Below are 12,869 nucleotides of genomic sequence, written 5' to 3' on the forward strand. Positions count from 1 at the left end.
CGTAGCATAAACCTACGTTGACTTAGCTTAAACCTACGTTGACTTAGTATAAAGCTACGTTGACTTAGTATAAAGCTACGTTGACTTAGCATAAAGCTACGCTGACATAGCATAAAGACACGTTGACGTAGCATACAGCTACTCTGACTTAGCATAAAGACACGATGACGTAGCATAAAGACACGTAAACATACCTTTACCTTAAGTCTGCTCTATTTTATGCTAAGTCGTAATTATAAAATAAATTGTACTTTAGTTTTATTATTTTCAATTATTAAAACCTAAAAATGAAAATCAAACTATCTCTATTATTTATTGCGATAATCAGTTACTTCAACGGTATTAGCCAAAATAAAACCAAACATAATGATTTGCCAATTATTGGAACTTGGGAACTCATTTCGGCAACATCAACTCAAAAAGATTCCACTTTTTCTACTTTTGATCCAAAAGTAAAAATGATCAAAATTATCAATCCTGACCATTTTGCATTTTTCGTTCACGATTTGACTATGGGTAAAGAATCCAATCCAAAATTTTCTGCTGGTGCCGGTAGATATACTTTGGTAAATGACACATACACTGAATATTTGGAATATTTCTCCAACAGAGCCTGGGAAAACAATAAATTTGAATTTAAAGTCTCCATAAAAAATGACATTCTAATCCAACAAGGAGTTGAAAAAGTAGAGAAACTGGGAGTTGACCGAATAATAACCGAAAAATACAAACGCATAAAAAACTAATCAATATTGTAATTTTTTAAAACAAATTATAAGGTCATTTCAATTGCACCCCACTATTTATGGAAAGAAAAGAAAAAATCCTCGACTGGGGGTATTTAAACAAATACAAAACCGAGAATGAACAGATTTTAGCTCCATCTTCTGGAGAAAAAAGAATTGTATTTTTTGGAGATTCCATAACCGAAGGCTGGAAAACTATTCATCAAGATTTTTTTGTTGGCAAATCATATATCAATAGAGGTATTAACGGCCAAACGACTTCACAAATGCTCTTGCGTTTTAGACCCGACGTAATTGAACTGAAACCCAAAATTGTCGTTATTTTGGCTGGAGGAAATGATATTGCAGGAAATACTGGCCCTACAACACCCGAAACAATACTAGGAAACCTTATTTCTATGTGCGAATTGGCTAAAGCAAATAACATCGAAGTGGTTTTATGTTCAATACTCCCTGCCAATGATTTCCCTTGGAAACGAGGAATGGAACCCGCCTATAAAATCGAAGCATTAAATGCAATGATTCTGAAATATGCCAGAGCAAATGACATTGCTTATGTAGATTATTTTTCGGCTATGGTGGATGAACGAAAAGGTTTAAAAGCAATTTATTCAGAAGATGGGGTTCATCCCAATAAAGAAGGATATCTCGTGATGGAATCAATCGTTGAAACAATCATTAGTAATTTGCAATTAATGTGATATAATTTCAAAAAAATACCGATTCTGTTATATCTTTTTGAGCCTATCTTTTTCAACGGCAATTAACCTAATTCTTTGGCCAAATCTTGTTATTTTTTCTGAAAAACGCCTTACTTTTATCCTTTCAAAATTAACATTCAATTTCATAATCATGACCAAAGATCTGATTGTTCAAAATATTAGTGCTTCCAAAAGTCATTTTTCTATAAATTATAGCATAAAAACCAAAACAGAAGCCTTTACCGAAAAACTGTTTTACACTTTATTTGATTCTAATGCACCACTCAACGAAAGTATTGATGAGTTAGAAAAACAATTCAAAGAAATTGCTTCTTTGGCCTGCAAAAAAGAGCAAGATTCCTGTGAATCTGCTTGGGATAAATTTTTGCATAAATTACCCTCTGTACTCGAGAATTTAAATAAAGATGCTTCTTACATCTTAGAAAATGACCCGGCATCCAATAGTCTTGAAGAAATTTATCTTGCCTATCCTGGATTTTATGCCATTGCCATTTACAGATTAAGCCATGAGTTGTATTTATTGGATTTGATGCTTTTTTCAAGATTAATGAGCGAATATGCCCATCGAATCACTGGAACAGATATTCATGCAGGAGCAACAATCGCATCGCCTTTCTTTATCGACCATGCCACAGGAATCGTAATTGGTGAAACCACTGTTATCGAAAAAAACGTAAAAATATATCAAGGAGTAACTTTGGGAGCTTTGAGCGTAAGCAAAGACATGAAGAATTCCAAAAGACATCCAACTGTAGAGAAAAATGTTTGCCTATATGCCAATGCAACCATTTTGGGAGGTACAACAACAATTGGCAAAAACAGTGTCGTGGGTGGAAATTCATGGGTAACCAAATCAATCCCTGAAGATTCAATAGTGTTGAACACCACCACAACCGAAGTTAAAGTAAAAGAGAAAAAATAAAATGAAAACTTATAAATTAGTAGAATTAATCGGGAATACACCACTGGTAGAAACAACCCGTTTAGTCGCAAACAAAAACGTAAAACTTTTATTGAAACTTGAGGGAGACAATCCAGGAGGAAGTGTAAAAGACCGCGCCGCCTACAATATGATTGCATCTGCCATCGAAAGAGGAGACATCAAAAAAGGAGACAAATTAATTGAGGCAACAAGTGGTAACACTGGAATTGCGTTGGCAATGATAGCCCAATTATTCAACATAGATATTGAGTTGGTATTACCCGAAGATTCCACTATCGAGCGTACACAAACAATGCAGGCTTATGGCGCGACGGTTATCCAGACTCCAGCAAGTTTAGGGATAATTGGTTCTAGGGATTACGCTGATAAAAAAGTAGCCGAAGGCGGTTATGTAATGCTAAACCAGTTTGCAAACGATGACAACTGGAAAGCCCACTACAAAACCACCGGCCCAGAAATATGGAATGACACCGACGGAACTGTTACTCATTTTGTATCGGCAATGGGGACTACAGGAACGATTATAGGAACCTCGACTTACTTGAAAGAGAAAAACCCAAATATTCAAATCATTGGCGCACAGCCAAGCGAAGGTTCACAAATTCCTGGTATTCGAAAATGGCCTGAAGAATATTTACCTAAGATTTTTGATGCCTCAAAAGTAGATATCACTATAGATGTAAGCGAAAAAGAAGCCCGCGAAATGACCAAAAGATTGGCTAAAGAAGAAGGCATTTTTGCAGGTATGAGCAGCGGAGGATCTGTGGCAGTGGCTGTAAAAATAGCCAACCAACTTGAATCTGGTGTGGTGGTTGCCGTTATCTGCGACCGTGGAGACCGTTATTTGTCTTCAGATTTATTTGATGAATAAAGATGCTAAGATTCTGGGATACTAAGTTTCTAAGATTTTGAAAACTTTAAAAAACTTAGCATCTTAGAGTCTTAGAAACTCAGAAACTTTAAAAAAGAAAAAATGAACTATCGCAAACTAGGAAAAACCAATTTCAATATATCAGAAATAGCACTTGGCACTTGGCAAGTAGGCGGAAAATGGGGCTCTCCCTTTAATGATAAAACCGCAGACGAGTTAATCAATACCGCCATTGATAAGGGTGTGAATTTTATTGACACTGCCGATGTTTACGAAAATGGATTGAGTGAAACCGCTGTGGGAAGGGTTGTCCGTTCCCGTTCCGAACGTATTTATGTAGCGACAAAATGTGGCAGACACATCAATCCGCACGTAAATGAGGGTTATCAGCCAAAAGTATTACAGAAATATGTTGAGGACAGCCTGAAAAGAATGGGATTGGAAACAATCGATCTTATTCAGTTGCACTGTCCGCCAAACCAAGTATTTTATCGTCCGGAAATCTTTGAAATGTTTGACCGTTTAAAAGAGCAAGGAAAGATTTTGAATTTGGGTGTTAGTGTAGAAAAAGTTGAAGAAGCCCTAAAAGCTATTGAATACTCTAACGTAACCACAATTCAGATTATATTTAATCTTTTCCGTCAACGCCCTTCAGAATTATTTTTCAAAGAAGCTCAGAAAAAAGACATTGGGATTATTGCAAGAGTACCACTGGCGAGTGGATTATTGACTGGTTTATTTGATTCTAAAACGACTTTTGGAGAACAGGACCACAGGAATTTCAATCGTGAGGGTGCCGCTTTTGACAAAGGAGAAACGTTCTCTGGAATTAATTATGAGTTGGGTTTAAAAGCCGTAGACGCCTTAAAAGCACTTTTTCCTGAAGCTACTAATTTGGCTCCTATTGCCCTGCAATGGATTTTGAGTTTTAACGAAATCAGCTGTATAATACCGGGAGCATCAAAGGAAAGCCATGTTTTGTCTAATCTGTCACTGTATGATTTACCGAAACTGTCTCAAGAGAAAATTTCTGCAATGAATGCCATTTACGAGCAATATATCAAACCACAAGTTCATCAACTTTGGTAATCTAAACAAATAGTCTATGAGAGAATGTATCAAACGAAATATAAATGGTAAAACTGTATTATCGTTGTTTATACTTTGTAACATAGTTTATGCTATTATGCTTATTGATACCATTCCCGAAGTAATGCAATTCTCAGGAGGAATGAAAATATTTGATATGATGCCAACCGGTTATGATTCTCAGTATGTAAACAAACTTTTTACTGCTTTGGGAACTGCTGGTCGAGATACATATTTATATCATCAACTTCCATTAGACTTGATTTATCCCGCTCTTTTTGGACTTAGCTCCTGTTTGGTACTCGCTTATTTTCTAAACAAATTAGGAAAGCTCGACGGTTCATTATTTTATTTGTGCTTACTGCCATTATTTTCTGGTTCCTTTGATTATGCCGAAAACATTGGAATTATATGTATGTTGAAAAGCTATCCAAATATTAATGAATTGCAAATCCAAATCACAAGCATCTTTACGGTTTTAAAGAGTGTATTAACTTCTCTTTATTTCATTATTCTTATCATTACTTTATTGGCACTAGCCAAGAACAATTTATTTATTAGAAAGGTTTAAAACCTAGAACATTAATTCTAATTTTCTAAAAAAAATAAAATGTTCAATAAAGCAAATTTCAAAGAGTGGTTTGATCGCTATAAATATTCTGAATTGGCAGCTTCAAGCGCCGCGTTGCTAGCTTCCCAATTCAGTAGAATTTTTAGTGGATTAATCACGGCTTATATAATTACGTTTGCCGAATATTTTGCTTTTTATGGTGTCATGGCTTACAGATCCTATAAAGCATTAGCTACCAAGAAAAAACTAAACAACCAAAACGTTACTTTAAAAGAAATCGCTTTCTTAATTCGGAATTTCTTTCTCGAATTTGGTTATCCTGCAGTTTTGGATTTCTTTTTTATTCGTCCGTTTTGCATGTATTGGATGCCAATACTGACTGGAAATTATTTCATTGGAATTATTCTCGGAAAAATTACTGCAGATAGTCTTTTCTACTTTTTATCCATTGTTAATTATGAATGGATAAAAAAGAAAGAATAGCTCATACATAAAATCATGTAATTACCTTAAACAAAAAAGGTTCGATTTAATAATAAACCGAACCTTTTTTTATTTTATAAAAACACTAAACCAAAGCGGCAGTAGTCGAAATTTCAGTATTGAATAGTTTTGAAATCGGGCAATTCTTTTCCGCTTTTGTAACTAATTCTTGAAACGTTTCATTTGAAATACCGCTTATTTTAGCATTAACCGTTAAGTGAGAACTGATAATAGTTCCGTCTACTAAATTGATGTCACATCTCGTTTCTATACTTTCAATTACTGCACTTGTTTCACTAATAAAAGCTGTAAGTTGCATCGTAAAACAACCCGCATGCGCCGCCGCAACAAGTTCTTCTGGATTAGTGCCTACACCTTCGGCAAATCTAGATTTGAATGAATATTGGGTATTTTGTAAAGTTGTACTTTGTGTTGTTAATTTTCCAGCTCCTTCCATTAAGGAACCATTCCAAACTGCGGTTGCATTTCTTTTCATAATAATAGTCGTTTTTTAGTTTACTCAAATTTAGTTTTTAAATGAAAAACTGATTTTAGAAACAGATATATTTAACGAAAATTTAATAATGATTAACAACTAACAATCCTGTCTCCAAAATATTTTGTATCTTGTAAGTCAGTTGATTATGTGATTTTTGGTTATATAAATTTAACGGAAGAAGAAACGGTAACAGTTAAAACACAGTCTGATATGATACCTATTCCATCTGATTTTTCTAAAAAAACTACTGCTCTCGAAGTTTTTCAGTATCTGTTCATTGGATTGGTAATATTGTATTTTGGGAGATCTCTATTCATTCCGTTAAGTTTTGCCCTGCTTATCAGTTTTATACTTTATCCCGTTTGCAGATGGATGGAAAAAAAAGGAGTGCATCGAAACATAGCGATTGGACTTTCCTTAATATCTGTAGTGCTTGTATTTGCTGTTATCTTATATCTACTTTTCGCTCAAATAGTTGAATTTTCTAATGAATGGGAAAACTTAGAAAAAAAGTTAGAGGAAACCTTGAATCAATGGAGTGCATTTTTAACGAATCAGTTTGGGATAAATGAAGAAAAACAGTTGAGCTATATCAAAAATACTTTAAACAACTCCAGTTCCCAGTTTTTTTTACTGCTCAAAAATACTCTCTATTCTTTCTCTGAATCATTATTTAATCTTTTAATAATTCCCATCTTCTCGGCGTTGATATTATTTTACCGTCAATTATTGGTTCAGGCATTGTACCATATTTTCCCTAAGGATAAAAAAGAAATGATTCATGAGATTATTGTTGAAACCATTAATGAGTATTACAAATTCATAAAAGGAATGCTCGTGGTTTATTTAATTGTTGGTCTTTTGAATAGTATTGGTCTCGCCCTTATTGGTATTCCCTACCCATTCCTTTTTGGGTTTACAGCTTCCATACTTACCTTCATACCTTATGTTGGTATCATGGTTTCGTCGCTCTTACCCATTACGGTGGCTTGGATTACGTTTAATTCCATTTGGTATCCTATTGGAGTCATCACAGTCTTTTCGGTGGTTCAAGTACTGGAAGCTTACATCATATTTCCATATGCTGTAGGAAGCCGTTTGAAAATCAATGCACTCGCAATTCTTGTCATGGTTCTTGCTGGTGGCATATTATGGGGAGCTTCCGGAATGATTTTATTTATTCCGTTTATAAGTATTCTAAAACTTTTGGCTGACCGAACAAAAAGTCTGAAATCTTTATCACTTTTATTGAGTGATGGGAAATCAAAAAAATAGCAAATTAAAATCTATCTTTTTAATTGACGCAACCTTTCATTTATATAATCATCTAGTTATTAAACAACCTTTATGAAAAATATAAAATTTTTATTTATTGCACTTGCTATTTCCTTCTTCAGTTGCAATAACGATGATGATTCTTCGCAAGAAAACGAAAATCAAAATCTTTCAAAAATGTATACTGAAATTATTTCGGCTTCCATGGTCAATAGTACTCCATGCACTAACCCTTCAGAATGGTCTTTTAAAGCCATTGGTTCAAAATCATGTGGCGGTTCTGCTGGTTTTATTGCCTACTCGTTGAAAATTAATGTTACTGAATTTCTTAAAAAAGTAGAGGATTACACCAAAGCAGAAGATGCTTATAATAAAAAATGGGGAATCGTTTCAACCTGCGATATAATATTGCCTCCAACAAGAGTAGACTGCGTTAATGGAAAGCCTACATTGATGTACTCTGATCTAGAAAATTAAGAATTAGCGAGAAACTAATTTATTTTTCAGAATTAAACCTCTTGATAATTTTCAATCCCAAATCTCTCTATACCTCCCCTGCCCCCGATTATAGTGAAAAACCCGGAGTTCTGGAAGCATTTAACACTTGCCAGGAAAGAGCGACCAACGGAAGCTCCTTTCCTGGCTTAGTGTTATTGCATCCAGAACGAGGATTTGAAGTGGAAAGCGGGATTAGGCCTTAATAATAAATGAATTACACTTTATTTCGCTAACTTACGTTCTTATTGAAACTTATATTATTATGAAAAAAGTAATTATAATATGCTGTCTATTATCGTTTATTGGCTGCAAAACTAAAAACGTAAATGGAAAAAAAATGGGTAAAAGTGTTGAACCGACGGAAATGAACACAGTCGATGGATCTCAAAAAAACAAAGCTTACGAGTTAGGAAAAAGGGTTTTAATGACCTGTAACGACATTAAATTCAAGCCTTTTACGCAAAGTGAAGCCACTGATAAGGTTATTGCCAAATCTACACCCGAGAACATCAAACAAATCTGTGTGAAATACAGCCTAAAATATGGTCTTTTCAAAGATCTTGAATTTGTGGAAATGATTCCAAACAAGACCGATAATACAAATGTATTCCGATTTAAGGCACTTTTTGAGTATGCAAAAGCAAACAAGGAAATGCGAGTAACGATGAACTCAGAAAATAAAGCTTCTGCAATATCGACTAAAGACTGGAAGGATGAATTTGAGTAAATGCTACCTTGATTGAGTATTTATTAAAAAAAAATAGAATTAAAATCCAAAAATAAATCCAAAGCCTTATTTTTGCGCTATGGCAAAGAAAAATACAGACAAAGTTGTCTTTCATCAAATAAAAGTCCTTGATGCTGGTGCAAAAGGCGTTTCGGTGGCAAAAGCTCCCGATGGAAAAGTAGTTTTTATCCCAAATGTTGTTCCTGGGGATGTCGTTGATGTGCAAACTTTCAAGAAGCGTAAGGCTTACTATGAAGGAAAAGCGATTCATTTTCATGAATTATCGGAGCATCGTGTAGACCCAATTTGCGAACACTTCGGTGTTTGTGGTGGCTGCAAATGGCAAAATATGAACTACAACCAACAGTTGTTCTTCAAACAAAATGAAGTAAAAAATCATTTGCAACGCATTGGCAAAATTGAACTTCCTGAATTCGAACCGATTTTAGGTTCTGAAAAAAAGTTTTTCTATAGAAATAAAATGGAATTTTCGTTTTCGAACAGCCGTTGGTTGACCGAAGAAGAAATTGGAAGCGAAGAAGATTTGGGTAACCGAAATGCGCTTGGTTTCCATATTCCAAAAATGTGGGACAAAATCCTGGACATCAACAAATGTCATTTGCAGGAAGATCCTTCGAATGCAATTCGTAATGAAGTACGCGCCTTTGCTAATGAGCATGGTTTGACTTTCTTTAATCCTAGAGCCCATGAAGGTTTGCTAAGAACTTTGATGCTGAGAACGGCTTCCACTGGAGAAATCATGGTTTTGATTCAGTTTTTTGAAAATGACAAAACCAACCGAGAATTGATCCTTGATCATCTTTACGAAAAATTCCCTCAGATTACTTCCTTACAATATGTGGTTAATAATAAAGCGAACGACACTTTATACGATACCGACATAAAATTATACAAAGGAAGAGATTACATCCTTGAAGAAATGGAAGGATTAAAATTTAGTATTAATGCTAAATCTTTTTATCAAACCAACTCGGATCAAGCTTACGAATTATATAAAATAACCCGCGATTTTGCAGGACTTACTGGCAATGAAATCGTTTATGATTTATATACCGGAACTGGAACTATTGCGCAATTTGTATCCAAAAAAGCTAAAAAAGTTATTGGTGTAGAAAGTGTTCCAGATGCTATTAAAGATGCAAAAGCTAATGCTGTACGCAATGAAATCACTAATTGTGAGTTCTTTGTGGGAGACATGAAAGTTGTTTTTAATGATGCTTTCATCGCTCAGCACGGTCATCCCGAAGTTATTATCACAGACCCCCCAAGAGATGGTATGCACAAAGATGTAATTGAACAAATCATGAAAATTGCTCCTGAAAAAGTGGTTTATGTAAGTTGTAACTCTGCTACACAAGCTAGAGATTTGGCTTTAATGGACGAAAAATACAAAGTAACAAGAGTTCGTCCAGTGGATATGTTTCCACAAACGCATCATGTTGAAAATGTTGTACTTTTGGAAAGACGATAAGCCTCAACCCCTAACCCCTAAAGGGGAAGAAGAAAAAATATGAAAAAAATAATTGCGTTTTTAATGATTCTTGGTTTCGCTTCTTCCAGTTGCGAACCAGATGATATTTGCGACCCAACTACGCCTACGACCCCAAGAATGCTTATTCAGTTTTACGACATTTCGAATCCTTCTGTTTTAAAAAACGTGACGAATTTGAAAGTGATTGGCGAAGGAATGACAGAAGGAGTTGTTTTGAATCCAAATGGAGTTGATGACGATAAGTATAAAACTAGTGGAAACAATATATTGCTCCCATTGAATACAGATGCCGATATTGTAAAATATCAATTTATTTTAAATTACGGGAACAAAAATCCTCTCTTGGTGAATACTGACAATTTAGAATTTAAATATACCAGGGAAAGTATTTATGTATCTAGAGCCTGTGGTTTTAAAACCATTTTTAATTTGGTCCCATCAAACCCTTTCACGTTATCTGATGCAACACCTGCTGACGAAATGTGGATTCAATATGTAATAGTCGCACAAAATAACATAACATCCGAAAATGAAACAATTATTAAAATATTCTTTTAGTATTTGCTTTTTGTTGTCACTGTTATTTGTACAGGCACAAGAAAAAACGACTACCACAACTACAGAGCAAGATGTAAAAATAACGGAAACTAAAAATGTTAAACCAACAAAAAAGAATCCAGAAAAAGATCTAAATGCCGTAACAACAGACACCCTGAAACCCAAAACAGACCGTTATGGTTTAATTGTTGGTGCCGATATAAACAAAATTGCAAGGTCTATTTATGATTCTAATTACAATGGGATTGCATTTACAGCAGATTATCGATTGACCAAAAAATATTATTTGTATGGCGAAATAGGTAGTGAAGAAGTCACTGTCGAAGATCCATTATTGAGCACTACAACCAAAGGTACTTATCTTAAAGTAGGTTTTGATTACAATGCCTACACTAATTGGTTAGATATGGAAAACCTTATCACACTAGGTGTACGTTATGGTTTTAGTACTTTTAATGAACAATTAAACAATTACCTCATCTATAACCCACACCCTTATTTTGGACAATCTGAGTTGATTGATTCGGGAAAAAAATACGATGGATTAACAGCTAGTTGGGCTGAAGTCGCTGCTGGAGTAAACGTAAAAGTATTCAACAATATTTATGTTGGCTTTAGTTTACAATTAAAAGTATTGGTAACAAATTCTGAGCCTGGAAACTTTGAAAACCTTTATATCCCAGGATTCAACAGAACTTATGATGGTAATTTTGGTGCAGGTTTTAACTATACCGTTTCCTATTTTATCCCTATTTACAAAAAGAAAGTTGTGCCTGTAAAAACAGCACCTAAGAAGAAATAAGCTTTAAATTTAATTTAATAAAAAAAGGAGTAAAACTGAATATATAGATTCAATTTTACTCCTTTTGTTTTTAATCTAAGGCGATTATCCTATTTCTTTAATCCCTTTTACAAACAACCAAGACATGAATAATTTTTCACCGTCTTTAGTTTTCGCTGCTTGGAATTTTGGAGACAAAAGTGTTCCTGCTACAAAAGCTGTCATCGGAATCCAAAACCCAGAAAGATTAGTATACTGTTCTACCAAATAACGAAATGATATAAACAATATTGCAAAGCAACCTAGATTATATAGAAATGCTCTTACTTGTAATTTTGTCATTTTATTGTGTTTAATTATTTTTTTCAAAATTAATTGAAAATCTAGATAATTCTTAGAAATAACCACTATTTATTTCGTCTCACAAATAAATCTTTAGAATAGACATCAAACCATTAAAGTTTATGAAAAATTGGTCTAAACATAATTTATAAATATTTTATGTGCTATTTTTACTGTTATTTTATATATTTTACTAAATAGTTATTTTACATTATTCCATAAAATTCAAATTAATGAACAAATTACTTAATCGTCACTCGTAATCTAAAACAGTAAACAAGCTACATTCGATAAAATATATAAATCAAGAAATTAATGCTATTCTAAATTGGCCTAAACACCAATGAAATTATATGACTCAAGTGATAGTAAACAAGTGAAGCAACTACATCTGATCGAAAAACAAAAATCTACGTATGAAAACAAAAATTATAGTCTTTATCTCTTGTCTACTTATTTCGCTGAGTAGTTGTGTTTCTGTAAAATTGGTTCCGGATTATAGTGAAGCAATAGAAAACCAAATTATTGAAACCCAAAAACAAAATGAAAAACTGTATATAGAATTATTAGAACAACCCGAAGACAAGAGAACATACGCCAGTGTTTCCAAAGAATATTTAGAAGTCGAAAGCAACATCAATTCAATATTATTTCAATATCAAGCCCGTGAAAAAAAAGAAGATTTCCTTAAAATGGGCCAACTTTTAAAAAATAATTTCATGCAGTACAAAAAGGAGCACAAAGATAAAAAAACACTCAATGATGGCGAGATAAATCTATACATAGCCTATACCAATGGCTTTTGGCAACCTTTATTAACCGCAGAAAAAGCATTAAAAAATATTAAAAACTAACTATCATGAACTTTGACATCAACGAAATTTTGGCAGATATGCTTAACGCAATGAAAGGCACCATTAAAGACGACTGGAATGTCGTGAAAAAATCAGCCAATAATTTTATTCAAAGCAAAAAAGATCGATTAGAACTGCTTACAAACATGAGATTAATTGGAGCCATTGATGATGATTTTTTTGAAAAAAGGCTAGCCGATGAAAAAGAAATATTAACCTCAGAATTACATTCTATAGCGATAGTCAACAAAGTAATGGCACAGAATGCAGCCAATGCCGCTTTTAAAGTTCTTGAAAACGTTATAACTACAGCAATAATAATCTAGAAACAACTCATAAAAAAATCCCGATAATTACTAAATTTAAATAGCAATTATCGGGATTATATTTTTATTCA

Annotated in this window: 17 protein-coding genes; 15 read left to right on the forward strand and 2 right to left on the reverse strand. The window is 33.8% G+C overall.

Going from position 1 to position 12,869, the window contains the following annotated elements; genetic code table 11:
• Nucleotides 1–287: 287 nt before the first annotated feature.
• From AC1DY0_RS00275 to AC1DY0_RS00305, 7 genes are all read left to right on the forward strand, one after another.
• Nucleotides 288–746, forward strand: a complete 459-nt coding sequence (locus tag AC1DY0_RS00275; RefSeq protein ID WP_477186691.1) for a hypothetical protein — start codon at nucleotides 288–290, stop codon at nucleotides 744–746.
• A 59-nt stretch (nucleotides 747–805) separates the two neighbouring features.
• Nucleotides 806–1,447: an SGNH/GDSL hydrolase family protein gene (locus AC1DY0_RS00280; protein ID WP_477186692.1), complete on the forward strand. Its 642-nt coding sequence runs from the start codon at nucleotides 806–808 to the stop codon at nucleotides 1,445–1,447.
• A gap of 151 nt (nucleotides 1,448–1,598) precedes the next feature.
• Nucleotides 1,599–2,390 (forward strand): serine O-acetyltransferase EpsC, encoded by a 792-nt coding sequence (gene epsC / locus AC1DY0_RS00285; RefSeq protein ID WP_477186693.1) that lies wholly within the window; start codon nucleotides 1,599–1,601, stop codon nucleotides 2,388–2,390.
• A gap of 1 nt (nucleotide 2,391) precedes the next feature.
• Complete coding sequence (cysM, locus tag AC1DY0_RS00290) at nucleotides 2,392–3,282, forward strand: cysteine synthase CysM (protein ID WP_477186694.1); 891 nt, start codon at nucleotides 2,392–2,394, stop codon at nucleotides 3,280–3,282.
• A 102-nt stretch (nucleotides 3,283–3,384) separates the two neighbouring features.
• Nucleotides 3,385–4,371 (forward strand): aldo/keto reductase, encoded by a 987-nt coding sequence (locus tag AC1DY0_RS00295; protein WP_477186695.1) that lies wholly within the window; start codon nucleotides 3,385–3,387, stop codon nucleotides 4,369–4,371.
• Between the two features lie 16 nt (nucleotides 4,372–4,387).
• Nucleotides 4,388–4,942, forward strand: a complete 555-nt coding sequence (locus AC1DY0_RS00300) for a hypothetical protein (protein WP_477186696.1) — start codon at nucleotides 4,388–4,390, stop codon at nucleotides 4,940–4,942.
• A gap of 39 nt (nucleotides 4,943–4,981) precedes the next feature.
• Nucleotides 4,982–5,425, forward strand: coding sequence for a hypothetical protein (locus AC1DY0_RS00305; RefSeq protein WP_477186697.1), 444 nt, complete (start codon nucleotides 4,982–4,984; stop codon nucleotides 5,423–5,425).
• Nucleotides 5,426–5,510: 85 nt separating this feature from the next.
• Here the strand turns inward: AC1DY0_RS00305 and AC1DY0_RS00310 are convergent, their stop codons facing one another.
• The gene (locus tag AC1DY0_RS00310) at nucleotides 5,511–5,921 is read right to left on the reverse strand and encodes an OsmC family peroxiredoxin (RefSeq protein ID WP_477186698.1); all 411 of its coding nucleotides are present in this window, start codon (nucleotides 5,919–5,921) and stop codon (nucleotides 5,511–5,513) included.
• Nucleotides 5,922–6,134: 213 nt separating this feature from the next.
• On the opposite strand from AC1DY0_RS00310, the gene AC1DY0_RS00315 reads away from it, so the two are divergent.
• The 6 genes from AC1DY0_RS00315 to AC1DY0_RS00340 all read left to right on the forward strand — a co-directional run bounded on the left by AC1DY0_RS00315 (nucleotide 6,135) and on the right by AC1DY0_RS00340 (nucleotide 11,297).
• Entirely contained in the window at nucleotides 6,135–7,199 is a 1,065-nt protein-coding gene (locus tag AC1DY0_RS00315) for an AI-2E family transporter (protein ID WP_477186699.1), read from the forward strand.
• Nucleotides 7,200–7,271: 72 nt separating this feature from the next.
• Nucleotides 7,272–7,676, forward strand: coding sequence for a hypothetical protein (locus AC1DY0_RS00320; RefSeq protein WP_477186700.1), 405 nt, complete (start codon nucleotides 7,272–7,274; stop codon nucleotides 7,674–7,676).
• A 283-nt stretch (nucleotides 7,677–7,959) separates the two neighbouring features.
• On the forward strand, nucleotides 7,960–8,424 hold the full coding sequence (locus AC1DY0_RS00325; RefSeq protein ID WP_477186701.1) for a hypothetical protein: 465 nt from the start codon (nucleotides 7,960–7,962) through the stop codon (nucleotides 8,422–8,424).
• Nucleotides 8,425–8,503: 79 nt separating this feature from the next.
• A complete protein-coding gene (rlmD, locus tag AC1DY0_RS00330; RefSeq protein ID WP_477186702.1) occupies nucleotides 8,504–9,916 on the forward strand; it encodes a 23S rRNA (uracil(1939)-C(5))-methyltransferase RlmD in 1,413 nt (470 codons plus the stop codon).
• A 39-nt stretch (nucleotides 9,917–9,955) separates the two neighbouring features.
• A complete protein-coding gene (locus AC1DY0_RS00335) occupies nucleotides 9,956–10,495 on the forward strand; it encodes a DUF6452 family protein (RefSeq protein WP_477186703.1) in 540 nt (179 codons plus the stop codon).
• Nucleotides 10,467–11,297: a DUF6048 family protein gene (locus AC1DY0_RS00340; RefSeq protein ID WP_477186704.1), complete on the forward strand. Its 831-nt coding sequence runs from the start codon at nucleotides 10,467–10,469 to the stop codon at nucleotides 11,295–11,297. Before AC1DY0_RS00335 ends, AC1DY0_RS00340 begins: the two co-directional genes overlap by 29 nt.
• 84 nt (nucleotides 11,298–11,381) lie before the next feature.
• On the opposite strand, the gene AC1DY0_RS00345 is transcribed toward AC1DY0_RS00340, so the two are convergent.
• The gene (locus AC1DY0_RS00345) at nucleotides 11,382–11,618 is read right to left on the reverse strand and encodes a hypothetical protein (protein WP_477186705.1); all 237 of its coding nucleotides are present in this window, start codon (nucleotides 11,616–11,618) and stop codon (nucleotides 11,382–11,384) included.
• Nucleotides 11,619–12,034: 416 nt separating this feature from the next.
• On the opposite strand from AC1DY0_RS00345, the gene AC1DY0_RS00350 reads away from it, so the two are divergent.
• Nucleotides 12,035–12,472: a hypothetical protein gene (locus AC1DY0_RS00350; RefSeq protein ID WP_477186706.1), complete on the forward strand. Its 438-nt coding sequence runs from the start codon at nucleotides 12,035–12,037 to the stop codon at nucleotides 12,470–12,472.
• Between the two features lie 5 nt (nucleotides 12,473–12,477).
• Nucleotides 12,478–12,798: a hypothetical protein gene (locus tag AC1DY0_RS00355; RefSeq protein WP_477186707.1), complete on the forward strand. Its 321-nt coding sequence runs from the start codon at nucleotides 12,478–12,480 to the stop codon at nucleotides 12,796–12,798.
• Nucleotides 12,799–12,869 lie beyond the last annotated feature (71 nt).

Source organism: Flavobacterium sp. P1_E4, assembly GCF_056405915.1.

Coding starts and splice junctions, on each gene's coding strand:
- AC1DY0_RS00355 (WP_477186707.1), top strand. CDS start 12,478: ATGAACTTTGACATCAACGAAATTTTGGCAGATATGCTTAACGCAATG.
- AC1DY0_RS00340 (WP_477186704.1), top strand. CDS start 10,467: ATGAAACAATTATTAAAATATTCTTTTAGTATTTGCTTTTTGTTGTCA.
- AC1DY0_RS00345 (WP_477186705.1), bottom strand. CDS start 11,618: ATGACAAAATTACAAGTAAGAGCATTTCTATATAATCTAGGTTGCTTT.
- AC1DY0_RS00275 (WP_477186691.1), top strand. CDS start 288: ATGAAAATCAAACTATCTCTATTATTTATTGCGATAATCAGTTACTTC.
- AC1DY0_RS00350 (WP_477186706.1), top strand. CDS start 12,035: ATGAAAACAAAAATTATAGTCTTTATCTCTTGTCTACTTATTTCGCTG.
- rlmD (WP_477186702.1), top strand. CDS start 8,504: ATGGCAAAGAAAAATACAGACAAAGTTGTCTTTCATCAAATAAAAGTC.
- AC1DY0_RS00320 (WP_477186700.1), top strand. CDS start 7,272: ATGAAAAATATAAAATTTTTATTTATTGCACTTGCTATTTCCTTCTTC.
- AC1DY0_RS00310 (WP_477186698.1), bottom strand. CDS start 5,921: ATGAAAAGAAATGCAACCGCAGTTTGGAATGGTTCCTTAATGGAAGGA.
- AC1DY0_RS00280 (WP_477186692.1), top strand. CDS start 806: ATGGAAAGAAAAGAAAAAATCCTCGACTGGGGGTATTTAAACAAATAC.
- cysM (WP_477186694.1), top strand. CDS start 2,392: ATGAAAACTTATAAATTAGTAGAATTAATCGGGAATACACCACTGGTA.
- AC1DY0_RS00305 (WP_477186697.1), top strand. CDS start 4,982: ATGTTCAATAAAGCAAATTTCAAAGAGTGGTTTGATCGCTATAAATAT.
- epsC (WP_477186693.1), top strand. CDS start 1,599: ATGACCAAAGATCTGATTGTTCAAAATATTAGTGCTTCCAAAAGTCAT.
- AC1DY0_RS00315 (WP_477186699.1), top strand. CDS start 6,135: ATGATACCTATTCCATCTGATTTTTCTAAAAAAACTACTGCTCTCGAA.
- AC1DY0_RS00295 (WP_477186695.1), top strand. CDS start 3,385: ATGAACTATCGCAAACTAGGAAAAACCAATTTCAATATATCAGAAATA.
- AC1DY0_RS00335 (WP_477186703.1), top strand. CDS start 9,956: ATGAAAAAAATAATTGCGTTTTTAATGATTCTTGGTTTCGCTTCTTCC.
- AC1DY0_RS00300 (WP_477186696.1), top strand. CDS start 4,388: ATGAGAGAATGTATCAAACGAAATATAAATGGTAAAACTGTATTATCG.
- AC1DY0_RS00325 (WP_477186701.1), top strand. CDS start 7,960: ATGAAAAAAGTAATTATAATATGCTGTCTATTATCGTTTATTGGCTGC.